Genomic DNA, 24175 nt, shown 5'->3' with positions numbered 1-24175 from the left:
GAACATCTGGCCAACGCCATGCAGTTATTGGTCCCAACAGGCGGTCCATCTGCTCCGGCTCCAATTGCCAACTCAGGTGCCGAAAGACGTGTGGGTCGTAGAACCGCAACCACCACCGTCTACTGTCACCGCTCCTGCGCTGCTCGAGGTGAAGCTTGAGGTGCTCGGCGATGGCATCGGCGGAAGCCTGACTTTGGAGGAGTGCACAAAAGAATGTCACTCCGCGTCGCTGATGAAGTTCGATGCGCTTCACCAGCGCCAGCCGAGCCTCAGATGAGAGCTCATTCAAGCAAACCAGTTGCGGTAGCAGATGGGGACGGACATTGGCATGCGGAGTCACCAATGGCTCACAAGGCAGGTCTGCCCATGCCTCCGAGTCCACTATCAGTGGATTCAGCAAGGCGTACTCGTGCGTCAGCAGCCAATCAGGTACGAGAGGTGCCGCCCTCTGATGCCGGGTATCTGGTTGTTGGGGGGACATGAAGCGTTACCCTCCCAACGGCATGGCGCCGCTACGCTGCTTATCCGCACCTTTCATCTGGGTCTCACAGCCACCTTCAGGCAACTCCGCCAACTCGCTACTCATACTCGCGGGCCCGGCAAACAGGTGTTGTGCGCCCTTGATATCGATCTTGCCGGGGCCGTGGATCTCGATGTTGCCGCCCTTGAGGCGGATATAGCCTCCGCCGCTGGTAAGGAGGATTTCCTCGGCGGCGTCGATGCGTACTCCCGCTTCGGTGGAGGTGACCTTGACGTCCTTCTCGGCGGTCAACTCCATGTTGTCGCTCTGGGCCTGCATCTCGACCTTGCCCTGGGCGGCGAACAGCTTGATGCCGGCGCGCTGGACGAACATCGACAGCTTCTCGGACATGGTGGCGATCAGGCTCTTGCCGGTGGCCAGGTTGATGTCACGACCACTGGTCACGCTCAGTGACTTGCCCTGGGCGAGGTGGGTTGATTCCGGTGTGCTCATGGCGATGCCCGCCGGTGATGAAGCGTGCAGCCAGGGGGCGTTGAGCCTGGCTGCTTCACCGAGTCCGCCCTGGCTGGCCGTTCGCGCGCTGCTGCCGTCGAATCCTCCACTCCCCTCGGCGCCACCCCGGTTTTCCGCAGCACCATAACGCCCCTCGGCGTCTTCACCGGCCTGCTTGAGGTTGTCGCGGGCGTCCAACGGTTCGGCGTTGTGACTGGTGGCGCTTTCACTGAGCGAATCGGAGAGTTGCCAGGCACTCGAGAGCTGTTGCCAGGCCTGGGTCATGTCGAGCTGCTCGCCATTGGCACCGAGCTGGCCCCAACTGGTCAGCAACAGGCCCTCATTGGCGCGGACGGCGCCGTAGGCATCGGTACGCAGTTCAAAGCCGGTGCCACGGAAGGCACCGCGGGTATTGCCCTGTTGGTCGATCAGGTAACCGAGGTTGAGCTGACTCTTGCTGTGCTCGGAGTTGAGCTTGACCCGTTCCTGATCGGTGGCATCGTCGAACACCAGTTCGTTGAACTTGCCGCCCCGATAGGTCCTGGTCTTGAAGCCCGACAGCAGGCCGTTGCTGTGCCACTCCGGGGTCTGGTCGCCGTTGTAGACGCGACCGGTGATCAGCGGACGGTCGGCGTCGCCCTCAAGGAAGTCGACGATGACTTCCTGACCGATCCGCGGCACGAAGACGCCGCCCCAGCGACCTCCGGCATTGGGCTGCGAGACGCGCACCCAGCAACTGGAATGGGCATCGCGCTGGCCCTCGCGATCCCAGTGGAACTGCACCTTGACCCGGTTCAGTGCATCGGTGTGGATCTCCTCGCCTTCGGGGCCGACCACGGTCGCGGTCTGCGGACCACCGATGACCGGACGCTGATGATCGAGGAAGGAACGATAGGGCTGGCTGAGCCGCTGGGCTTCGAAGTCGACCAGATAGTGGCCGGTGCCGACTCGCCGATAATCCTCTCTGTAGGCGTCATCATCTTCGAGCCCATGAGCCTTGAAAGCCGCATCGATGCGCGACTGCAGACTACCCGGCAGGGTCTTCAGATGAGCGGAGACCGGCAGCGCATTCTCGGCGTGGATGTTGAGGCCAAGAACCAGGAACTGGCGTTCGCCTTCATCGCCCTGCTCGTGCCGGGCATGCTGGCTGATTTCGAACCACTGTCCGGTCTGCAACTGGCGCACACCGCCGGAGCCATGGAAGCGCTTGGCTTGCGACTCCAGTGCTTCGAGGCGATTGAGGGCCAGGTGCTCACCACGCTCAGGGCCAAGGTAGTAGTACTCACCGGGGTAATCGTAGACTTCCAGATCCGGCAGGTTACCTTGATCGCGAACCGTCTCCATGCTGGTGCGCTTTTCCAGTCCCGGCTGCTTGTAGTCGAAGGTGCCGAGACTGACGCGGGTCGGCTGCTGCTGACGCACCCCGCCCCACTGGGTAATCGAATCCTCGGTCTCGGTGGCATCCTGACGATGGAAGCGGATGACCTGAGGCGCGACCGGCATGCAGGTTTCCGGGTCATCGGTGAAGACGATGCGATGGCCATTGAAGTCATCATCTTCTGTGGCATGTTCCGCATACCACCAGATGCCCTCTTGCTCGAGCAGCCGATTGACGAAGTTGAAGTCGCTCTCGCGGTACTGCACGCAGTAGCTGCGTGAGGGGTATTCGCGGCGCAGATCGAAGCGCCAACGCACCGAGTCCTCCCCCATGGCAGTGGCGTGCTTGCCGAATACCTGTTCGAGTATCTCGACCACGTTGTGGTCCTGGAAGATACGGCTGTCGCGTCCCAGCTTGAGCATCGCCAGCCAGGGCACCAGGCTGATCTGGTAGTAATAGACCCCACCATCCTCACCGAGCAGGGCAGCAGATTCGACCAGTCCGGAGAGTCGACGGTAGTTGCCGTCCGCCTGACGTATCGTCAACGCGGCAGGCTGGGCCATCAACGTCTTGAGTTCGATGTCGCCATTCTGGGAGATGCAGTCGAGGGTGTAGGAGAACGGTCGCGAAAGACGCTCTTCACCCACCAGCCGATGGGGGATGAAGTCGCTGTCCCCCAGTTGCAGCTGCAGCAGGCGCTCGTCCTGCGTCAGTGTCACGTCGAAGGATTCGAGGATGTTATCCAGCAGGTTGAATTCTTTCATGTCGCGTTCCCTTCTCCATTGGCGGAGGTCCCTTCCGCATCCTCACCGGCAGCGGCGCCGTCCCCGGATACCGCACAGCTACGCAGTGCCATGCCGCGGCTGCTGCGCTCTTCCACCACGTTCAGCACCAGTGCGCTCTCGCCATCGCCAAGAGGGGCGATAGCCAGCAGCAACTGCAGGGCAGTCAGTGCCTCTCCCGGCCAACCACACCAGCGATCCACGCTGACGCCGTTATCGGTCAGGTCGATGCCCCTCCAGCGATCAGTCAGCGGCCCAGCAACGTCGGTTACACTCCCGGAGACGCCCAGCGCATCCATCACGATCCGTGATGGCGCCTCAGACTCGGTATCTGCCGCCGCCTCGGGCCAGCTCTTTTCCAGCAGATCCTTGATGACCAACGTCGCGCCACCCTGCCGAGTCCTGCTCGAACGCGGCGCATGTTCCTGCTCAATGGCGCTATCCAGTCTCCAGCCGGAGGCTGATTCCGCATCATCTTCTTCCGACACCCGCTGCATCAGTAGCGCCACTGCCGCTTCTCCCGGCGCCAGCCCTACCGACCGCGAGGCCTTCATCAATAGTCCGCGTCGATCGAGGCGTCCCACATCGGTGGCATTGATCAGGGAGTCGGCACACAGCCACAGCACATGGGGATGGCCGCCGGATTCCGACACTGCCAGGCAGGTATGCGGATCCCAGCCCACAGCACTGTGACGAATATCGCCCAGGCGCTCGCCGTACTCTGTCTCTGCCACCGCCTGCTGTATCTGCTCCAGCAGCAGGCTTGCGGCCTCCCCGGATCGCAATGGCGCGCTCAGGACGATATCGAAACGGCCATTCTCGGGCAGTGCCTCGAGCATCATCAGCGCATCGAGGAGGATGGTCTGGATCAGCTCGTGCAGGCGTAGAGCCTTGGGGTCGAGACGTCTCAGCCGCGACTCGCCCACCGGGATGACCTCCTTCACCGCACAGGCCATCAACTGGAAACCATCCGGCCCACGCATGTCCTCGGACAGTTCCACGCGGGCAGCCTCGGGCACCGAGCCCATGGCAAGCACTCCGGCGGCGGTCAAGGCGACACCATCCAACAGACGCAGCCGGTCGGCACGGAAGTGGCTGCGTTCCTCGACGACTACCGGTTGCTCGACAACAGGTTGAGCGCGCTGCTGAAGCAGGTCGTATATCGACGCCCTCGACATGGGTTAGTCCTCGTTTCGGCGCTGAGTGCCGAGTGTCTCGCGGATGCTGTCGATGATGTGGTCCTCGCGAATCACATCACGCAGCCAGTCTTCCAGCGGCATACGGCCCCAGCGCATGGCGCGTTCGACCAGATACGGCACCGGGCTGTGCGGCTCGCTGCCCTTGAAGAATTGGGCAACGCCGTTGAGCATTTCGAAGGCTTCCTCGCGGGACTGCGGTGTCGTACGCAGCGCCGCCTGGGGTGCGGCCCTGGTCTGTGCCGCGGCGCCCCCATCGGTGGCCGGCGGGGCCGTTGCTTCTGTCTCGGAAGCCTCGGCCGCGCCGGGCTCTTCCGATTCATCGAAGCTGACACCACGATCACTGAGCATCCGCTCGATCAACTGGCTGCACTCGCGTAGTACTTCCTTGAGCTCGTTGAGTCGCGGCGCGTGGTCGCCCATGCGTTCAGTCAGGGTGTCGTCCAGCTCGCGCAGTGCCTGCTGGCAGCCGTTGATCTCTCCGTGACGCTGGGTCAGGAAGTCGGTTTCCGTGAGCACCACGGAACGCTGGAAGATCTCGGCGTTGATCTTGCCATCGGCCAGTGCATCATCCATGGCATCGCGGTCGTTGCGCGCAAGGTTCTCGACCTGACGCGACTCCTCGTAACGCGCCAGCCCATACCCCTGACCTTCCAGCAGCGGTATCTCACCGACCATGCCGGCCAGGGTATTGTCCAGCCAGGACAGGCGCCCGAAGCGCTCCTCATCGCCATCTTCCAGGCTGGGGTAGAGCGTCTCCCAGAAGCGTCGGCACAGCTCGTTGACCAGCTCGATGCCATAGGTCATGCCGGTGAAGTGATTACGATGAGACAACCCTTCACACAGCCACCCGGCCAGCGCCAGGTCCTTGCTCTGCTCCGCCAGCGCTTTGGAGGTGAGCGAGATGACCTCATTCCAGTCGGACTTCTTGAGGTCGGCCTGCCACTCCCCCTGACTGAGATAGGTCGGATCGGCGCGGCGTGCTTCCTTGATCTGGTCCATGAGCAATGAAAAACTCAGGTCTTCCCCGGCACCATGCTCACCAATCGGTGCGAGCAGGGCTTCGCGATCCCATTCATCAGCCATGTGAGTTCCTCTCGGCACGGGGACTTGTCCACATCACAGTGCGTACTCCCCGGTTGTGGATAGATAGCGGTTACCACGGCGCAATACCATGGCCAGTCTCTGCGGCAATCCTGGCACCTGACGTTCAAGAACCCGGTTTCAAAAACCTGGAGCTCAAGAACCAGGCCAGGACTCTCGCAGTCACTGAAGGTTGACGGTCATGGGGTCGCCCCCATGACCGGTACAGCAGGGAACGGCGACAGATGCCGCCGCTCCCGTTACGCGACCTTCCCTGTACCTTGCGGTATCAGGAGTAGACGCGGTTGCGAGTGCGATCCCAGCCACCCGCGATGTTGCCGCCACCCTGGCCATCCTGGCGCTTCTGCTGGGTGTAGTTCACCTTGATACGCGCGTAGTTGAACTTGATCTCCTCGGAAGGCAGATCGTGACGCGAATCGTGCACGGAGTCCGTAGCACCGCCACCAGCGTTCTGGGAGAAGCTGGCCATGCCTTCCATACCAGTGGAGGACACGATGACTTCTTCCAGTTTCACTTCGAGGTAACGCACCTGGTCGCCGCCTGCACGGTGTACCTGCAGGGTGACTTCCTTGATGTGCTGACCACGGCAGCAAGCTTCGAACAGCTTGGGAGATGCCTTGTCAATGAACTTGGAGATAGCAAACTCGCTCAGGTTGACGCGCTCGGCGGAAGCACCACCCGCAGAGCTGGCCGTCGCAGAGGTCGCCTGGCTAGCACCGAACTCAAAGCTCAGCAGCTCGATCCAGTCCGTGTGGTTGGCATCCAGGCTTTCGCCGGGAATACCATCGATCTTCAGATATGCATCAAATGCCATGTTTGGATTTCCCTATTTCGCGGTGAATAGAACGACTCGACCCTTATCGGGAGTCGGGGCGCCCCCGGGTCCCACCGGGCCCTTTTTCAGGCACGCTACCGCCAGGAGCCGTCAGGCCCCGCCGGTGACTGCCCTCTCTTTTGCCACTCCATGGAGCGGCATGTTTCCTCCCTTGCGGGAGAAACCCTTGGGGAGTTGCCGCCTGAGCGGGCAGCTCCCCCTGTTTCTTCGATGCCGAGCCCTCAGTTGAGCGCCCGCACTTCAATTTCCACGCGCCGATTCGGTGCCAGGCACTGAATCCGCTCGGCGCGACTCATACTGCCGTCACACTGCACCAGAGGCCGCTCGTTGCCGGCTCCTATCGCTTCGATCAGTTCCGGTGCCATACCCTTGCCGATCAGGTAGGTGCGCACAGTCTGGGCACGCTCCAGTGACAGCCGCTTGTTGGCCGACGCCGAGCCGATCTGATCGGCATGACCGGTGATGGTGATACGGCCGAGATTGGGCGTGTTGGACAGTCGCTCGGCAATCTGGTTGAGCTGCCGCTGCCCAGCGCCCTGCAGGCCGGCGAAGTCCGCACGGCCAAAGGAGAACAAGGTGTCGGACTCCAGCGTGATGGTCTCCAGGGTGCGCAGCGAACGATCCAGCAGGCCATCGATGTAGTTGCGGCTCGACGAGATCAGGAACGCCTTGGCGTCGATGCGCGGCACGTCTTCGGCATGGATCTGAGCGGCGTAGAAATCGATCTGCCGACTGGCGTAATCGAGGTCACGCTGATCACGCTCACCACCATCCGCGGCGGTGATCGCTGGATACCAGTAATCCGGCAGGCGTTGACGCAGCAGGTCTGTCTCGACCTTGTCACGCGGTGTCCGCGACAGCTCGAGGTAGGTCAGCAAGGTGGCATTGCCGAAGTCCGCCAGTGCCTGCGGAGAGTTGTCCACCGGGCGGGCGTAGGGCTCGACACTCTCCACCTCGATGTCCTCGAGGCGTTCGCCCCCTGAGCGATAGACCGGGATGGTCGGCAGCACGAACAGTGACTGGGACAGGTTATCGGCCACCGGATCGAGCATGACGCGATCAAGCTGCGTGAAGTAGCTGCGGCGCAGCTCCGGTTCCATCTCCCTGCCGTGGTAGAGACCAAAGCGCAACGACCAGGGTACGCCCTGCTGGTGACGTTCGAAGTAGCGCTGGGATTCGCCACGCAGGGCATCCAGCGTCTGCCAACGGGTATAGCTGTCGGCATTCTGGTCATCGACCTCGCTGGCCTCGGCCAGTTGTGTCTCGATGCCGCTCAACTCATCGGCGTTCTGGAAGAAGGACACCCCCCAGGCAGTGCACAGCAGCAGCGCGATGGCGAGTGCCGCCCAGCTCCAGCGCAACTGGCGTTGGCGCTGGCTGTTGGGCCCGCTGTAGAGACCGACCAGATGCTGGTCCGGGAGAATCACCTGGGAGAACAGCCCGGTCACGAACAGGCTCTTGCCGTCCTGCCGGGAACCGATACCGCGGCCGCCCTGCAAGCCAAAACGCTGCGCGACCGTGCGCGCATGCTCGCCCTGGGCCGGCTGACCATCGGCCAGCGCACTGGTGAAATAGAAGCCACGCAGCAACGGCGCCGACTGGTAGGGGTTGGCCTGCAACAGGGCTCCGACGAAGCTGGTCAGCACGCCGGACAATGCACGCAGCTCAAGCGGGAACTCCAGCGCCGCCGGATCCTCGCGAGTCCGGATGACATCATTTTCGATCAGGCTCTGTTCACCGATCCCACGGCAGCGTGACACCAGCCGCGCCAGGCCCTCGGAGAAACGCCGGGTCAGGTTGGCATTGGCGAAGTCCTGATGCGGGAAGGTCATGCCCAGCACTTCCTCGCGCTGTTCCGGCTCCAGTTGAGCGTGGAACTGGCGGAAGCCGGGAATCAGGTCACTCTTGGTGAAGACCAGATAGATCGGCAGCGCGGTACCGAGCAGTTCGTGGGTTTCCTGGATACGTTCCCGCAGACGCTGGGCCAGCGTCTCGCGCTGTGCCTCACTGCTGTCGATCAGCTCGTCGGCGCTGACCGCCACGATCAAGCCATTGAGCGGGCGACGCGGACGATGGCGTTTGAGCAGTTCAAGGAAGGCTCGCCACTTGCCGACTTCCTCCTCGTCACTGACATAGCGACCGGCGGTATCCAGCAGCACCGCTTCGCTGCTGAAGAACCAGTCGCAATGGCGGGTACCACCGACACCGGACACCCGAGCGTTCTCGCGGTCGGCGAACGGGAAGTCCAGTCCCGAGCGGTAGACCAGAGTGCTCTTGCCGACGGCCGGCTGACCAATGACCAGGTACCAGGGCAGGCGATACAACAGATCACGCTTGCTGCCCTTGCCGCCGCCGTTCTTCTTCATGCGCTCGAGGGCGTTGAGCAGGCGCTCACGCAGCAGGCTGACTTCTTCACGATCCTCCGGCGCGGCACCGAGTACGGCATCATCGGCGTTCTGGATCAACAGCGACTCGACATCGCCGTCCTTGCTGCGCCCTTCACCACGATAGAGCAGCAACAGGTACAGCGCGGAGGCCACCAGGAACACCAGGATCCCCACCAGCAGGCTATCCAGTGACGAGAAACCCATCCAGCTGCCGAGGCCCCAGATCACGAAGATCAACAGGAAGAACCCCAGTGCCATTGCGTAGGGGCGATATCTTGCCCAATAGTATTTCAGCTTGTTCATCAGCTTTTTCACCACGACATGGTTCCCCTGCTCCCCATTGGGTTTTCCTGATCAGGAAACCTCGTTATATACGTCCCCATATCCAGCTCCGCCGGCGGCGGGGTGATCTCCGCCCAACGCGGGTCAAACTCCTCGAATGCCTCGAGCACATCGATGCGCGCACCACGCGAAGACGCGCCGGCAAGCAGCCGAAATGCCTCGTGATCGGCGCTGGCAAAGCGCCACAGTCGAGGGCGCATGAAGTCATCAACCAACAGACTGGCCTTGGCCCGTTGTGGTGATTGATGTTCCAGCCAGTGCAGCCAGAGATCAGCGGCCGGGCGCTTGAGCGCTCGCTCGGCAGGCAACGGCAGCACCGCCTGCCATCTCGCACCGTCCTTCAACTCCTGGCGAAGTACCTGCATGCGCAGCGCAAAGGCGTTGGCAATGAACTCCGGGAAACTCGGCTCCAACGCCTTGATCAGGTCGCTGAAACGCACATCATCGAGAAAGCGCTGCAGCAAGCGCTGCTGGAGCTTCACATCGGCATCACCCAGTCCGCGCAACTCATCGACACGTTGATGCAACTCATCGACGCTGGCCTCACCATGCACGGTGCGCTGCAACAGCTCACGCAGCTGCCCGGCGAAGGTCTCGCTGAGGGTATGCACACCGACACTGCCCTCCACCTGGGGCGCCACACTGAAGCGCTGGAAGATCAGCAGCGGATAGCGGCGCCCGCTGGCATCGCGGGAACTGTGCAGGCCACCGAGCAGCCAGTAGCCATTACTGGCCCTGAAGTGGAAGAAGCAGGTCGGCAACGCATCGAACTGGTCCTGCCAGTCGCTGTCGTGCTCCGCCATCCTCGCCAGGGCGTGCTGCAGCCAGCTATCCAGCTCGCGCACGTCCTTGTAGGCGGCGTTGTGGGCCACGAAATCGGCGCTTCCCGGCACCTTGCCGAAATATCCGATCATGACGCGACCTCCCTGACCTGCTGCCTTGCTTCCATCACTCAACCGGCTCCTGACGTGGGCGTGGGCATGCGCAAACGACGCACCTGTTCGAGATCGGTGAGCTTGACGCCCCCGAAGTTACGTACCGTCAGGCTTACCGGCCCCATGCTGGTGTACCAGGTGAAGCGCTGACGTACCGCATCGAGGTTGGTGACATCGGCGGAATCGATCAGCTTCAGCAGCCCCCAGCGCGACGGGTAATCAAAGACCGTCACGCGTTGACCGCCATAGGTGACCACTTCCAGGCGCGCCCCGGCCTGACGCTCATCACCCGGCCAGGTGAAGCGTTGCCAGGACTGCGGCCCATTGCGATAACGCTGCTGCTGGCCATCCAGAGTCAGCTCGATGGAGGTGAAGTTGGACGCCGGCTCGACCATGATCTCGAAGCCGTTCTCGACATCCGCCAGGCTCTCGAGCACACGGCCCACATTGGTGCCTTCGGCGATGGTGGCGGTGATGCTCGGGTCGACCAGCGGTTCACCGTCGCCCCCCGCCTCATCGAGATTGCCGACTTCCTGCTCATCGAAGGTCACCAACAGTCCAGACTGCGGATCGACGAACCGTCGCAGATCACGCACCGAGGCCTCGTTGCTGGAGTCGCTGACCGGATAGCGTCCACTGACCATGCTCCGCCAGGGCGCGGCGATCTGGTCACCCCAGGCCGCTGCCAGTTGCTCGGCAATGGGACCGTCGAGACTGCCCACGGAGAATTCCACCGGATCACGGAACAGACGCTGCACTGACTGCACCAGCTCATCACGCGAGGTATCGATGTTGGCCGCCACATAGTTGCGCGCCGCAGAAATCTCGTTGGGATTGCCGGCGATGACGTCTTCCATCAACTGCTTGGTGCGCTTGCCCAGGTCACCACGCTCGAGGCTGTCGAGACGCGCCTTCAACTGACGCAGCAGCAGCAGGTATTCGTCCATGTGGTTGCTGTCGCCCTCGGCACCGGATTCGGTGGAGAACAGATTGCCCACGGGCTCGAAGTGGTAGGCCAGCAGGCCATCATGGATCGGCGGCATATCGGTGAGCAGCGCCACCTTGTCGGCGGTTTCGCCGCCACTGACCCAGTCCAGAGTCCCCTTCCAGAAGCCTTCGGACTCGGCATCGCTGGATTCACCCTCGGCAGCAGCGCGCTCGGCCTGACGCTGTTTGGCTTCCGGTGAGTCCCAATGGGTGTTGTCATTCACCACCTGCAGCAAGATCTTCAGCGGCGAGCGCTGATAGTCACTGAGCTGAGTGAGGTGCGTACGCGACGCCGCCAGGTCATCGAAGCGACGGATTCCCACATCGGCAAGGAAGCGTTCCCAAGCCTGGATGTAGTCGCTCTTGTAGCGTCCCAGCACGTGTCTGGCGAACTCCGCCTTGCCCTGCACCTCATCCAGCGAGGAGTCACCTTCCAGCACCCAGTCACGCTCAACTTCGATATCCGAGGCCAGCGTCTTCGCCAGCTCGGGGCGCACGAACTCATCCCAGACCCGGTGGGTGAAGAAGGCCGGTACGGCTTCGCCGGCATAAATCACCGACTGGCTGGATTCCGGCAGGATGTCGTTCAGGGTCAGCGGTGGGAACTGCTGCTCGGCCAGCAGACGCAGACGCAGGTATTCGCGATCCGCCGGAGACTGGTTGACCAGGAACGACTTGAGGTCAGCACGCGCCTGGGCCACCAGTTGATCGTCACGTTCGATGGCCGGCGCGGTGCCTGCAGCAAGGTAATCGCTGTAACGAGCCACGCCATCGGCGATCAAGTCGTCACCACCCGGCACTCGACGATCCCGTGCGGCCAGCTGTTGCCAGGCCAGCGGCAGAGCGTTCTGTACGGCCTCACCCTGATCCGGGTGCGACTCGGGATCACTCAGGATCAGATACAGCTTGAGCACGTCATAGGCGTCGATCAGATCAGCGACCTGGTCAGGCTCCAGACGACTGAGCGCTGCATCGGTGAAGGCCGGCCCCGCGTGGGTAAAGGCCGAGTCGGCAATTTCCTCATCACTGAGGCCATTGCGCCAGGCGTCACGGGCTCGGTTGCGCAGGGCATCACGTCCCTGCTGGCGTGCGCCCCAGAAGGCATCGTTGGCGCTGCCGCGCACGCGATAGTCGAGCTCACCGCGGACACGTCCCGCCAGCTCGCCGGGCGAGCGAGGCACACTGCCGAGGGACGGGCGGCTGGTCAGACGATCACGCAGGCGGTCTCCGCTCTCCTCAACGATGTTGTTGCCCTCACCCATGGCATCGGCAATCACGCCACCGGTGTCACCTTCAGCACCTGCGGTCTCGACCTGATTGTCGAGCCCCAACGAGTCGGCCAGTTCGCCCACCTCGGCAAGGCGTCGCCCGAGGTCACGTCCCAATGGCGTAAGCACCTGACGGCGCATGGTATCCATCCACACCTGTTCGACGGCCGGATGCAGGTCATCCTCGATGCCCAGCCCCATGCTCTGCCACGCCGCCCAGCCTTCGAGTTGCTGGCTCTCCAGCTGTGCAAGCTGGTCGTTCAACATCATCAGGCGTTCGCTGTCGGAGGCCTCGTCAGCGCTGTCCAGCTGTGCATCCAGCTGCTCGGTGGCCTTGTAGTTCGTCCACCAGCCGTGGCCAAGCAGCCCCAGCACGCCGATACCAACGATCCCCGCCAGTCCCACCATCCACAAATTAGAGCCCTGACGACGCCCGTTACGCGAGTAGTGCTGCACCAGGTTGCGATCGGCAATCAGCACATCGCGGAACAGCCCCTGGATGAAGTAGCTACGCTCCCCGCGCACGCGGCTGGCAGCAGGCGCGATGCTGTCTTCCTTCAAAGCGAAGGTGTTGCTGGTCTGCACATCGAGGATGGCTTCCAGTCCCTCGCCCTGCTGCAGAGCGCTGGTGAAGTACAGACCACGAGTCAGTGGCGCCGTATCGGGGTTGTGACGCAGGTCGAAGGGCTCGAGAAAATCCCCCAGACGGCCATGGATCTCGGCCACATATTCCGGGAAGCGCAACAGCGTACTGCTGGTGTTGCGGCCTTCATCGACCACCTGGCGATCGACATGGGCGCGGAGCGCCTCGACCATCGGCGCAAACCGCCGCGCAAAGGATTCCCCCAGCCCCTTGCCGCGAATGTCGGCGACCGGGAAGGTCATGCCCCAGGGCCGCTGACGCGCCTCGGCGTCGAGTCCCTGGAAGGCCTCGACGAAGCCGGGCAACAGGTCAGCCTTGCTGAAGCACAGGTAGACCGGCGGCGCGGAGCCCAGTGCCTTGTGGTATTCGTTGATCCGTTCGATCAGTTGCTGCGCCTGGGCGTGGTTGTCCTCCCGCGAGGCACGCAGCAACTCGGGAAGATCAATCACCACCACCAGACCATTGATCGGCGTGCGCCGACGGCGCCGGGCCAGCAGGCGCAGGAAGTTGGCGAACTCATGGGCCGGCTGCTCCTCGGCCACATAGCGACCGGCGGTATCAATCAGCACGGCGTCGCTGCCGAAGTACCAATCGCAGTACTGAGTGCCGGACTCCGCGCCCAGGCCAGCGCCGGTGTTGAGCCCGGAGCGGGTCAACAGCGAAGTCTTGCCCGACGCCGAATGTCCTACCACCAGATACCAGGGCAGTTCACTCAGGGTGCCACCACGACCGCCACGGGCCTTGAGCATCCCCAGCGCCGACTTGAGGCGTTCGCGCAGCACTTCGTAGTCGCTGGCCTGGGACGCCGCACTGGCCGCTTCACGATTGACTTCCAGTTGTACCAGTTCCTCCAGGTCACGCTCGGCGCGAACCTTGCGGTACTTGCGCAGCACGATCGCCAGCAGCCACAGCGCCGTGATCAGCGCCACGGCAATGGCAAGACGCTGCGGGCCAGCACCAAGGCGCGGGATCCACCATACGCACAGTGCCACCGCGGCCAGCCACAGGACGAACGACAGCAGCCAGAAACTCTTGAGGAATCGTAGAACTCGCCTCACAAGCGTCTCCTCAAGATGCTTCAAACAGGGTTTGCAGACGCTCGATCAGCGCCTCGACGCGAGCGTCGAGAATGCCGTCCAGCACCAGAAACACCACTCCGCACAACAGGGCGATCAGCACCAGATACACCCACACCGGAATCTCGTGGCGCAGCAACTGACCGACCTGGTCCGGCAGACGCCAGTCCGGCGCGAGCTCCTGAGGAGCCTTGCGGTAGCGGGCGATGTCCTGTCCGAGTGTATTGGCGATGTAGCGCAGCTGGTCACGGTGCTCGAGGCGATACTTGCCCTCGAAGCCCAGGGCCAGACACAGGTGGTAGACCTCGAGCACATCCACGTTGCTCTTGACGTCACTGCGCAGTGAGTCGAGGCGCTCGAAGAAGCCTTCACCGGCGAGGTGCACGCCGAAATAGCGATACTGCAGCGGATGCAGCTCGATATGCTGACGGATGTTGTTGGCCCCGGCGCCCAGCACGCTCTCATCGAGGAAGGCGCACATGGCGTACTGGGCATCACGGTACTGTTCCATGGAGTAACCGGCAGCCAGCGCACGGGATTCCAGCTCAGTGAAATACGCCTCGACCCGCTCGAGGAAGGCATCGACGCTCTGCGCCTCACTGCCCCGGCGAATCATCAGCACCATGGAAAAGAAATCCTGGGTCAGATTGAGCAGCGTTGCCGGAGCTTCCGCGGCGGCATCCTGCTGTGTCGCTATGTACTGATTCATTTGAGCACCGCCATCAGTTCAATCTTGAGATTGGTGAAGCCACTGGGGACGTAGAAGGCGATGGCCTGCGCCGCCATCATCCGCTCGTACATCTGGCCGCGCGGTTCCAGGGCGAAGTAGTGGTTATCCAGGCGCACGGGGATGGCCACCGGCAGACGGCTGGAGTGAACCAGCGAGCCACCGGGCATAGCACTGTTGACCACCACCTCGATATCTTCCGGGGAGCCGACCTTGAAGGCGCGCGGCACCAACTCGATAAGGCGCGCACCGGGCATGTCGGCATGCACACAGACATAGAAGTCGGCATCCACCAGACGCGGGTCATGCAGCCGGCCGACGAAGTAGGAAGGCTTGGTCTGCTCCAGGGCAATCGGGATGTACTGGTTGGGCACCACGGTATCGAGCAGTTCCCGCGCCATGCGGTCGAGTTCGACCAGCGAAGCCATCGGATTGTCGTGCCGGTAAGCCGGCAGGTCGCCGAGCCGGTGACTCATCGAGAAGGTCATCAGGCTCGAGACCAGATCGGCCAGGAAGCCGTAAAGGCGCTCGGGGTGCAGGCGTGGATGCTGCAGCAGATGGGCCAGGTGCGGATAGGCACGATTGACGGTGTACAACAGCCAGAACAGCGTGACATCGCTGGAGCCGAACTCGGCCACCTGATCGGCCCGCTCGCGACGACGGTTCGACAGAGCATCGCTCTTGGCCTGCAGGACACCGATCAGGCGCTGCGCGAGGGTCATCAAGGACTCGCTGGCACTCAGGTGCAGGCTCGGCGCCACAAAGTCGCTGTCCACCGAGAAACCGCCGGTAGCATTGCGCTTGAGCAGAACCAACGGGCAATGGCTGGTGCCTTCGAGATCATCGCCTTCCAGCAGCAACCGAACATTCAGCTCCAGCAGCGAGAGTTCGTTCTCGACGTCGCCCTCGACCAGGTCCGGCAGGTTGCTGAAGCGCTGGCGATAGCGGCGGCTGGTACCGCGCCGATGCTCGTCATCCACCACGTTGGAGGAGAACGACTCGGTCAAACGCAGCGCCGCATAGATGCGGCACTCGGAGACGCCACTCAGCTCACTGAGGTCACGCGCCGGCGGCAGCGGATCGTGCTGAGGAGCGTCCACCAGAGTGCCATCGGGGAACACCAGCTTGAGACGCGTCAGCTGCAGACGTCCCTGGGCCAGGGCGTCGACATCCACACTCAACTCCTGCACGCCCCAGTTGAAGGCACCGGCACGCTGGCTGGCCTCACTCAACTGATGCTGGTGATACTCGTCCTGGTATTGAAAGTGCTGCGGTTGAAGGAACATACCCTCCGACCACATCACGCGATTATGCTTGCTCACTTGTCCCTTCCCTTCTCGGCGCGGATGGCGCGAGAGATCACTGGTCGTTGCTTGAGACGAGCAGCTCGGCGCTGTCGTCTACGGCCTCTATGTGGTGGCCCGCCAGATGGACGGTGACGCCATCGGGGGATGTCAGGATGCCGTCCTTGCGCATCTCCGCGGCATCGAATACCAGACGCCAGCGGTTATCCGGCACTTGTCGGAAGAACGCCGCCACGGCGATGTAGCGGGTCTCCACTGCCATGGGTGCGCTATCGACGACCTCGCCCTGAGGCAGCATCACGACCTCACGCTCACTGAGCAGCGAGTCCCCCAGCGCCTCGCCCGAGTCCTGCCAGAGCAACTGCGGTGAGGCCGCGTTGAAGGCAGTAAGCGAGTCGAGCTGATAGATGCGCACGACCACCGACAGCGGGTTGTCATCGGCGTCCGGGTTGAGGTTTTCGTCACCCTCGAGCGTCACCACGACCTTCTCGTTCTGATCGAACAGGATGTCGCCCACGGTGCCGTCGAATTGCTTGCCGACCCGTCCACTGATGCCACAGCCGGCCAGCAGGCTGGATAGAATCGCCACCAGCAGGAGGCTCCACAGCCCCCTGCGGTACTGAGTGTGTTGCGTCACTTCCCTGCGAATTATCATTTTTCTTTTATCCTCTGCTGCGTGTCATTCCATGCGATAGGTGAAGTCGCTGTGCTCATCTACCCCGACCTGGATGCTGTCGATGGGCGTGTCCTCGGCCATGCGCTCAAGCACCTGCTCAGCCAGCTCCGGCATCAGGGCGCCGGTCAGCAGATGGTCGATACTGCGCGCCCCGCTGTCGGTCTGGGTGCAACGCTCGGCGATGTGCTCGGACAACTCCGGCGCAAAGCTCAGCTGAGCACCGTGGTTGATCTCGAAACGCTGAGCCAGGCGCGCCAGCTTGAGGTTGACGATGCGCGTCAGCACTTCGCCCTGAACGGGATAGAAGGGCACGATCTTGAGGCGGCCGAGGAAGGCCGGCTTGAACACGGCATTGAGACTGTCGCGCATCTCCTCGACCAGTTCTTCGGGGTCGGGGTAGGCTTCGGCGCCGAGACAGCGCTGCATGATCCAGTCGGTCCCGACGTTGGAAGTCAGCAGGATGACGCAGTTGCGGAAGTCGATCTCGCGCCCCTCGCCGTCGTCCATGACGCCCTTGTCGAACACCTGGAAAAACAGTTCGAGCACATCGGGGTGCGCCTTCTCCACCTCATCCAGCAACACCACGCTGTAGGGTTTGCGTCGCACCGCTTCGGTCAACACCCCACCCTCGCCATAGCCGACATAGCCGGGCGGAGAGCCCTTGAGCGACGACACCGTATGGGCTTCCTGGTACTCCGACATATTGATGGTGACCAGATTGCGTTCACCGCCATAGAGAGTGTCGGCCAGTGCCAGAGCGGTTTCGGTCTTGCCGACACCACTGGGGCCGAGCAGCAGGAACACACCAATCGGCTTGTTGGGGTCCTCGAGCTTCGCCCGGGACAGGCTGATGCGCTTGCCGATCTCGACCAGGCCATGGTCCTGACCGATGACCCGCTCTGACAGCAGTTGCGGCAGGCGACGCACGGTGTCGATCTCGTCACGCTGCATCTTGCCCAGCGGGATACCCGTCCAGGCGGCCACCACGGCTCCGATAGCGTTGCCATCGACACAGGCATGCACCAGCGGCTCATCACCGGCCAGCGTTTCGAGCTGCTGACGTGCCTCGAGCAGGGCTTCACGGGCACTTTCCCGCCCCGCATCATCGCTGGCCTGTGCCAGTTGCTGCTCGACTTCACGAATGGTGGCGACGGAGTCACGCTGCTGTTGCCAACGGGCTTCCAGCGCCTCGATCTGTTCGCTCAGCTCGACCAGTTGCTCGTCAAGCTCGGCCAGCCGTTCATCATGGGCGCGCTCGCCACGCTCTCGCTCGTGGCGCAGCACCGTCTGCTCCGCCTCGAGATCCAGACGCCGCTGACGGGCATCCTCGAGCTGGGCGGGAGCTACGGCCTGGCCCAGCGCCACACGGGCGCAGGCGGTATCGAGTACGCTGACCGCCTTGTCCGGCAGTTGACGGCCGCTGATGTAGCGATGCGACAGGCGCACGGCCTGCACCACTGCATCATCGAGCACCTCGACGCCGTGGTGGTCGCGCATGCGGCCCGCGAGACCCCGCAGCATGTCGATGGCGACATCCTCACTAGGCTCCTCGACCTTGACCACCTGGAAACGCCGCGCCAGCGCAGCATCCTTCTCGAAGTACTTCTTGTACTCGGCCCAGGTCGTTGCGGCGATGGTACGCAGCTCACCACGCGCCAGCGCCGGCTTGAGCAGATTGGCGGCATCGTTCTGGCCTGCCTGACCGCCACTGCCGATCAGGGTGTGGGCCTCGTCGATGAACAGGATGATCGGGTGCAGGCTGCGCTTGACCTCCTCGATGACGTTCTTGAGGCGCTCCTCGAACTCCCCCTTTACGCCAGCCCCGGCCTGCAGCAGGCCGAGGTCGAGGGTACGCAACTCCACATTGGCCAGCGCTTCGGGCACGGCGCCGGCCACGATCTTCAGCGCCAACCCTTCGACGACAGCCGTCTTGCCGACCCCGGCCTCGCCGGTCAGGATCGGGTTGTTCTGCCGACGACGCGTCAGGATATCGATCATCTGGCGGACTTCGGCATCACGTCCCAGCACCGGGTCGATGCGCTTCTCCCGGGCGTTGGCAGTCAGGTTGATGGTGTACTGGTCAAGTGCTGGCGTCTTGCCACCACGCTTTCCTCCACCGCCAGTCTTGCCGGACTGCTGCGAAGCCGCTGTCTCCACCGACTGCTGCTCGGGGCTCGCTGCCAGAAGATCCTCGAAATTGAGACGCAGATCATCGGCATCGAGCTGGTCGAGCTCCGGAGCACTATCGCTGACCACACGGCGCAGCTCCTGATCGCTGAGCAGCGCCAGCAGCAGATGGCCACTGCGCACCAGGCCCATGTCCTGATCGATCGAGGCAATCACCCAGGCCCTCTCGATGAGGCGGGTAATATGCGGTGACAACGCCGGCGTCCGCGTACAACCGGTCTTGAATGTCTCGAGCGACCGATCCAGTTGATCAGCAAGGCGATCCAGCGCCAGCTCGTAATGCCGTGCGATGCGCAGGACGTCGTTGTCATCGGCATCGATCAGCTTGAGCAGCAGATGCTCGATGTCGACCTCGTACTGGCGTTTGGCAAGACACAGCCCAGCGGCCTCTTCCATTGCGCCGCGGCTGACATCGTTGAGCTTGGCAAATAGTGTCTTGAGGCTCACGTGGTGGCTCCGTTGAAGGGAATACGAAATAGTGCCTGGCCATTGCGGGTGCGAGGGCGCTGTCCCAGCCAGCCGATGCGCCCCAGGCTCACGCCGTCATCACCGCCCAGGCGTGCCGCAGGTACCTGCTCAGCGGCAAGTTCCAGCTCGATCTCGAAGTCCAGCTCAGCCCCGAGGTAGTAACGCGTCAGGCTGACCAGTTGGATATGATCCGGCTGGCCGGGCTGGAAACGCTGGTAATCACGGCGTGACAGCGGCCCCAATGCCACCCTGACGCAGGACTGGTAATCCCAGACCCGGGTACCGGCCACGGCAGACTGCCCGAGACGCGCATTGGCCACCCCCACCCGCGAACGCTCGCGCTCGGGAATATCCAGCCAGCGCCCACTGAAGGGGCGCACCTGAGTCGGCACCCCCAGATAGAACTCGAGCATGGACTGCAGGTTGAGCTGATTGCGTGGCCGTTGGGCCAGCAGGCCAGCGAAATAGCTGAACAGGTCTCGCGGCAGGTCCGCCTCGGGCTGGTGCTCGCGATGCTGACGGGTCAGCAGTGCACTGGAGTGATCAGTGAGGCCCACCAGAGCGTGCAACTGACGCTCGAAGTCCGCCTCGCCCCGGCGTTCGTACTCGATGAAGAAGCGGTACTTCTGCCAGGCCTCGTAGAACATCGCCGTCATGCGATGCGAGAACAGGTCGAGGAACGCATGACCGGCGTCATCACGCAGCTGGATATGCCGGTCGATCAGCGTCTCGGTGTAAGGGCGCGGCAATACACCGGAAGGCCCGACCAGTCCCATGAAGGTCACCTGAATCTCGGTCAACGGCTGATCGTTGGCCGACAGGCGCTTGTCACTCTCGAAGTTCAGGTCGCTGATCTCGCTGGCCGGAAACTCCAGCGACAGCTTGCTGCGGAAACGCAACGGATCCTCGTGCGGACGCGATTCAGGATCGAGTCTGCCGAGGTGGCTGTAATGGAGTCTGAACAGACGCACGAGCTGGAAGAAGCCGAACCGGTAGGGTTCAGCCCGCGCTCGGTCGATCAGACCAGGGGCTGAGTGCCGGTTCTTGGCGGCCATGTCACTACATCCTTCTCGCGCTGGCGACTGCGCAGCGTCAATTGGGTGAAACTGTTGATCGTGCAGTACTGCGCCAGGAAGTGATCCAGCACCATGCCGAACACATAGATACCGCTACCGATGAACTGCTGTTCGTCCATCTCGAGGGTAATGCCCAGCCCCCTGACGAAGGCTGGACGCGGGTGTCCAATCCGCGTCATGGTCGGTTCGCTGTCGATGGCAGTAATGCCCTTGATCTGACGCCGCGCCGCCTCGGTATCGCGGTAGTTGTAGAGCGACAGCATCTCCAGCAATGCCTCGCGCCCCCGCGACACCATGGAGAGGTGGTTGAGTGACAGATGCGAGATCAGACGCCAGATCAACCCCTTGCCGAGCGGCGGACGTACCGCGGTGGTCGGCTTGCGCAGGCAGCGGATTGCCTTGACGACCTGTTCACGAGGCAAGGTGAAATCGCCCTGCGGATGCCCGATGGTCAGTTGCTGCGGCAGATCGCGGTTGCTGCAGGTCAGGTGCAGGCTGAGCACATCACTGGATGTCTCGACACGAGTCAGTTCGCGATCGACCAGGCGTAGCTGCATCTCGGTGCCGAGATCCCGACGACGCTCGGAAGGCACCCTACGCGCCAGCCAGAAGCTGTCACCATGGCGCTGGTTGTGCCAACGCGGTTCGAAGAAGGGATGACAGACCGTCACTTCATCGCGCTGCGCCGTCTTCTTGACGCGCTTGACCTGATCGATGGAAACGATCTCGACGCCATGGGGATGACGCACATCAGCCACCACCGGGTACTCATGCTGGGTATGAGTCAGCTTGATCGGTTCGGCCAGGCGCTGGAACAGATTGATCACCGGCGTACAGCCGAGGCGGAAGTGCGTACGTCCAAGGTTCTGCGCCAGACGCGACAAGCGCTCACTCGAAGCGTAATTGGCAAAATGGAAGTGCAACGTGAAATGCCTGCCTTCCACTCTGGACAACACTCGCGCCAGACCGGACAGGTCTACAAACATGAACTTCTCGGGGAACACGAAGTACTCGTGCAGTAGCCGATAGCCGAGGAACGAGCGCTCCGAATAGTCGATCAGGCCTTCGTCCGGACCGAAGCCTACCGGCTTCAGCGAGTCCAGTGGCAGATTGACCTCACGCCGCTGGCCTTGATCATCGAAGCTGACGCTGAGCCGTGAGAGATTGTTGAACAACAGCTCATGCAACGGGTGCATCAAGGCCCCTTCCCCGTCGAGGAAGAAGCGCAGACTGTCGATCTCCAACGGCGCGATGCTCTGCTCCGCCAGGCTGGCCAGACTGAGATCGAGGCGTGCCACACTGTCACGATCCCGACCATTGAACGCCGAACGCTCGAGCAACGAGAAGCGTGCCTGCTCGACCTGCACCGGCCAGACCGTGACGTCATAGCAGGTACGGAAACGGCAGGTGGTGCCGCCCACGGCACGCGAGAACAGCTCGGTATGACGCGGTACGTGGTAACGCGAATCCAGCGTCGAGCTGTCGCCGAGATCAAACTGGGCGATGGACAGTGACGGCGTCGGCCGCAGGTAGTGCGGGTAAAGTACCTCAAGGAACGACTCGACAATTTCCGGCAGGTCATCATCAAGCTTCTTGTGTACCCTGGCGGACAGGAAGGCAAATGCCTCGATCAAGCGCTCGGTGTGCGGATCGGCACTGCTGTCTTCCTCGAGCTGCAACCTCGCGGCAACTTTAGGATACTCACGCGCGAACTCCCGGCCGAGGAAGCGCAGGTGCGAAAGTTCCTTTTCGTAGTAAGGCAGCAGATCGTCGAGCATCAGGTCAGATTCTGTACTTTGTAGCGTTGTGTTTCGGCCTGCAGGACGGCATCGAAGGCCACCTGCTGCCGGGCATCCACCAGCACCAGCATGGCGTCAACCCGAAAGCGCAGGAGACGATCCTGGTTATCCTGGTCGAGCAGGCGAACGCGCACATTGCGAAAGCGACTGTCGTTGCTTTCGATGGCGCGTTCCAACTGGCGCTGAATGAGTTGGCGATCGTCAGTGCTGTGCAGGCCGCGCCCCAGAAAGTCGGGCAGGCCATACTCCAACAGGGATCCCTGCAGCGATGGGTATTCGTCGAGCCGAGCACTGAGCAGCTCACGACGCGTGTTGACCAGGGTTTCCAGGTCGCGCACGATCGTTGCCTTGTACTCGTCAAGCGTGCTCCATTGCCGCTCCTCGGCTTCCACTCCCCGGTGTGGCTCATCATCAAGCAGCCGGTTCCAGAGAGTGGGCACGAACATCCTTGTGCCCTTGAGTTGCACGAATCACCTCATCGCTTGAAGCGGCCAGCCTGGCTGGCCGCTGGGCTCATGACTTCCGGGTTGACTGCGGCAGCTCGGCGACCAGACGCAGAGAAGCCGTCAATTCGTCGAGCTGATAGTGCGGACGCAGGAAGGTCACCGCCTTGAAGACGCCCGGCTTGCCCGGCACCTCAGCCACCTCGACACGAGCCTCACGCAGCGGGTACTGAGCCTTGGCCTCCTGGCTGGCGTTGTCATCCAGCAGGACGTACTGCGACAGCCAGTCGTTGAGGTAACGCTCGACACTGGTACGCGAGGCAAAGCTGCCGACCTTGTCGCGCATGATCGCCTTCATGTAGTGGGCGATACGCGAGGTCGCGAAGATATACTGCAACTGCGCCGAGAGACGCGCGTTGGCGTTGGCCACGTCAGTGTTGTAGTGCTTCTGCTTCTGCGACGACTGCACGCCGAAGAAGGCGGCATAGTCGGTGCCCTTGCAGTGCACCAGCGGGATGAAGCCAAGGTCAGCCAGTTCCTTCTCGCGGCGATCGGTAATGGCGATCTCGGTCGGACACTTGAGTGCCACCTCACCATCATCGGTCTGGAAGGTGTGCGTCGGCAGATCTTCCACCAGGCCGCCCCCTTCAACACCGCGAATCGCCACACACCAGCCGTAGTTGGCGAAGGCATCGGTCACTCGTGCGCCGAGTGCGTAGGCGGCGTTCATCCACAAGTACTTGTTGTGCTCGCGGCCATCGACGCTTTCAACGAAATTGAATTCCTCGACCGGGTCGGTATCCGGGCCATAAGGCAGGCGACCCAGCACGTGAGGCAGCGTCAGGCCGACATAGCGAGCGTCCTCGGAGTTGCGGAAGGACTTCCACTTGGCGTATTCGACGGTATCGAAGATCTTGGAAAGATCCCGCGGGCCACTCATCTCGGTGAAGGAGTCCCAACCGAACAGTTCCGGCGAGGAGGCCGAGAGGAACGGCGCATGCGCTGCCGCGGCCACGTGGGACACCTGCTCGAGCAGATAGATGTCCTCGGGGCTGCGGGAAAACTCGTAATCGCCGATCAGCATGCCGAAGGGCGCACCACCAAAGGTGCCGTACTCTTCCTCATAGACCTTCTTGAACAGGGCGCTCTGGTCGAACTCGGTGGCCGACTTCATGTCGCGCACCAGGTCCTTCTTGGTCGCATTGAGCACCTGGACCTTCATGTTGCTGCCGGTCTCGGTCTGATCGACCAGATACTTCAGGCCACGCCAGGAAGACTCGAGTTGCTGGAACTCGTTGGCGTGCATGACCTCGTTCAACTGCTCGGAGAGCATCGCGTCAATTTCAGCGATCCGCGAGTCGAGTACGGCGATCAGATCCTTGCTGGGCAGAACCTCGCCCTCCAGCACCTGAGCAACCAGCTCCTCGATGAGGTCACGGGCGCGCGTACGCTCCGACTCCGAACGTGCTACACGGCTTTCGGAAATGATGCTGTCGAGCAGCGATGATTGTGGCGCAAAGACGGTGTCCTGAGCTTCCTGGGTCACCGACGCCTGGGATTCGGTCTTCTTCTCTGACATGTCTGGCTCC

Annotated in this window: 15 protein-coding genes and 1 pseudogene; all 16 read right to left on the bottom strand. The window is 62.4% G+C overall.

The genetic code is table 11. From position 1 onward, the window contains the following. Nucleotides 1–55 precede the first annotated feature (55 nt). Nucleotides 56–481 (bottom strand): annotated as a pseudogene (locus BUE38_RS23475) (DUF4123 domain-containing protein); the annotation flags it as partial. A gap of 6 nt (nucleotides 482–487) precedes the next feature. Beyond that, nucleotides 488–3115 carry a type VI secretion system Vgr family protein gene (locus BUE38_RS07390; protein WP_073434391.1) on the bottom strand — a complete coding sequence of 876 codons (2628 nt, stop codon included), beginning with the start codon at nucleotides 3113–3115 and terminating at the stop codon, nucleotides 488–490. After that, nucleotides 3112–4311 carry a hypothetical protein gene (locus tag BUE38_RS07385; protein ID WP_073434390.1) on the bottom strand — a complete coding sequence of 400 codons (1200 nt, stop codon included), beginning with the start codon at nucleotides 4309–4311 and terminating at the stop codon, nucleotides 3112–3114. The genes BUE38_RS07390 and BUE38_RS07385 overlap by 4 nt, the downstream gene beginning before the upstream one ends. 3 nt (nucleotides 4312–4314) lie before the next feature. Further along, nucleotides 4315–5415 (bottom strand): type VI secretion system protein TssA, encoded by a 1101-nt coding sequence (gene tssA / locus BUE38_RS07380; RefSeq protein WP_073434389.1) that lies wholly within the window; start codon nucleotides 5413–5415, stop codon nucleotides 4315–4317. A 286-nt stretch (nucleotides 5416–5701) separates the two neighbouring features. Continuing rightward, nucleotides 5702–6247: an Hcp family type VI secretion system effector gene (locus BUE38_RS07375; RefSeq protein WP_073434388.1), complete on the bottom strand. Its 546-nt coding sequence runs from the start codon at nucleotides 6245–6247 to the stop codon at nucleotides 5702–5704. A gap of 242 nt (nucleotides 6248–6489) precedes the next feature. Then, nucleotides 6490–8958, bottom strand: a complete 2469-nt coding sequence (gene tssM, locus BUE38_RS07370; protein WP_073434630.1) for a type VI secretion system membrane subunit TssM — start codon at nucleotides 8956–8958, stop codon at nucleotides 6490–6492. Nucleotides 8959–8966: 8 nt separating this feature from the next. After that, nucleotides 8967–9911 carry a type VI secretion system-associated protein TagF gene (gene tagF / locus BUE38_RS07365; RefSeq protein WP_073434628.1) on the bottom strand — a complete coding sequence of 315 codons (945 nt, stop codon included), beginning with the start codon at nucleotides 9909–9911 and terminating at the stop codon, nucleotides 8967–8969. A gap of 38 nt (nucleotides 9912–9949) precedes the next feature. Further along, nucleotides 9950–13888 carry a type VI secretion protein IcmF/TssM N-terminal domain-containing protein gene (locus tag BUE38_RS07360; RefSeq protein ID WP_073434387.1) on the bottom strand — a complete coding sequence of 1313 codons (3939 nt, stop codon included), beginning with the start codon at nucleotides 13886–13888 and terminating at the stop codon, nucleotides 9950–9952. A gap of 10 nt (nucleotides 13889–13898) precedes the next feature. After that, a complete protein-coding gene (icmH, locus tag BUE38_RS07355; RefSeq protein WP_073434386.1) occupies nucleotides 13899–14615 on the bottom strand; it encodes a type IVB secretion system protein IcmH/DotU in 717 nt (238 codons plus the stop codon). Continuing rightward, nucleotides 14612–15955 carry a type VI secretion system baseplate subunit TssK gene (gene tssK / locus BUE38_RS07350; RefSeq protein WP_073434385.1) on the bottom strand — a complete coding sequence of 448 codons (1344 nt, stop codon included), beginning with the start codon at nucleotides 15953–15955 and terminating at the stop codon, nucleotides 14612–14614. Before tssK ends, icmH begins: the two co-directional genes overlap by 4 nt. A gap of 37 nt (nucleotides 15956–15992) precedes the next feature. Beyond that, nucleotides 15993–16592: a type VI secretion system lipoprotein TssJ gene (tssJ, locus tag BUE38_RS07345; protein WP_073434384.1), complete on the bottom strand. Its 600-nt coding sequence runs from the start codon at nucleotides 16590–16592 to the stop codon at nucleotides 15993–15995. A 24-nt stretch (nucleotides 16593–16616) separates the two neighbouring features. Continuing rightward, nucleotides 16617–19247 carry a type VI secretion system ATPase TssH gene (gene tssH / locus BUE38_RS07340; protein ID WP_073434383.1) on the bottom strand — a complete coding sequence of 877 codons (2631 nt, stop codon included), beginning with the start codon at nucleotides 19245–19247 and terminating at the stop codon, nucleotides 16617–16619. Further along, nucleotides 19244–20323 carry a type VI secretion system baseplate subunit TssG gene (tssG, locus tag BUE38_RS07335; protein ID WP_073434382.1) on the bottom strand — a complete coding sequence of 360 codons (1080 nt, stop codon included), beginning with the start codon at nucleotides 20321–20323 and terminating at the stop codon, nucleotides 19244–19246. The genes tssH and tssG overlap by 4 nt, the downstream gene beginning before the upstream one ends. Beyond that, the gene (tssF, locus tag BUE38_RS07330; RefSeq protein ID WP_073434381.1) at nucleotides 20287–22122 is read right to left on the bottom strand and encodes a type VI secretion system baseplate subunit TssF; all 1836 of its coding nucleotides are present in this window, start codon (nucleotides 22120–22122) and stop codon (nucleotides 20287–20289) included. Before tssF ends, tssG begins: the two co-directional genes overlap by 37 nt. Next, a complete protein-coding gene (gene tssE, locus BUE38_RS07325) occupies nucleotides 22122–22589 on the bottom strand; it encodes a type VI secretion system baseplate subunit TssE (protein WP_073434380.1) in 468 nt (155 codons plus the stop codon). The genes tssF and tssE overlap by 1 nt, the downstream gene beginning before the upstream one ends. Before the next feature lie 67 nt (nucleotides 22590–22656). Continuing rightward, on the bottom strand, nucleotides 22657–24165 hold the full coding sequence (gene tssC, locus BUE38_RS07320) for a type VI secretion system contractile sheath large subunit (RefSeq protein ID WP_073434379.1): 1509 nt from the start codon (nucleotides 24163–24165) through the stop codon (nucleotides 22657–22659). Between the last annotated feature and the right edge of the window lie 10 nt (nucleotides 24166–24175).

It is taken from the genome of Halomonas cupida (assembly GCF_900142755.1).
In the GTDB taxonomy this organism is placed as follows: domain Bacteria; phylum Pseudomonadota; class Gammaproteobacteria; order Pseudomonadales; family Halomonadaceae; genus Halomonas; species Halomonas cupida.
This window is presented reverse-complemented; position numbering and strand designations above follow the sequence as displayed.

Bases quoted from the DNA above. Each gene is read 5' to 3' on its own strand.
- BUE38_RS07390 (WP_073434391.1), bottom strand. From the start codon at position 3,115: ATGAAAGAATTCAACCTGCTGGATAACATCCTCGAATCCTTCGACGTG.
- BUE38_RS07385 (WP_073434390.1), bottom strand. From the start codon at position 4,311: ATGTCGAGGGCGTCGATATACGACCTGCTTCAGCAGCGCGCTCAACCT.
- tssA (WP_073434389.1), bottom strand. From the start codon at position 5,415: ATGGCTGATGAATGGGATCGCGAAGCCCTGCTCGCACCGATTGGTGAG.
- BUE38_RS07375 (WP_073434388.1), bottom strand. From the start codon at position 6,247: ATGGCATTTGATGCATATCTGAAGATCGATGGTATTCCCGGCGAAAGC.
- tssM (WP_073434630.1), bottom strand. From the start codon at position 8,958: ATGAACAAGCTGAAATACTATTGGGCAAGATATCGCCCCTACGCAATG.
- tagF (WP_073434628.1), bottom strand. From the start codon at position 9,911: ATGATCGGATATTTCGGCAAGGTGCCGGGAAGCGCCGATTTCGTGGCC.
- icmH (WP_073434386.1), bottom strand. From the start codon at position 14,615: ATGAATCAGTACATAGCGACACAGCAGGATGCCGCCGCGGAAGCTCCG.
- tssJ (WP_073434384.1), bottom strand. From the start codon at position 16,592: ATGATAATTCGCAGGGAAGTGACGCAACACACTCAGTACCGCAGGGGG.
- tssG (WP_073434382.1), bottom strand. From the start codon at position 20,323: ATGGCCGCCAAGAACCGGCACTCAGCCCCTGGTCTGATCGACCGAGCG.
- tssF (WP_073434381.1), bottom strand. From the start codon at position 22,122: ATGCTCGACGATCTGCTGCCTTACTACGAAAAGGAACTTTCGCACCTG.
- tssE (WP_073434380.1), bottom strand. From the start codon at position 22,589: ATGTTCGTGCCCACTCTCTGGAACCGGCTGCTTGATGATGAGCCACAC.
- tssC (WP_073434379.1), bottom strand. From the start codon at position 24,165: ATGTCAGAGAAGAAGACCGAATCCCAGGCGTCGGTGACCCAGGAAGCT.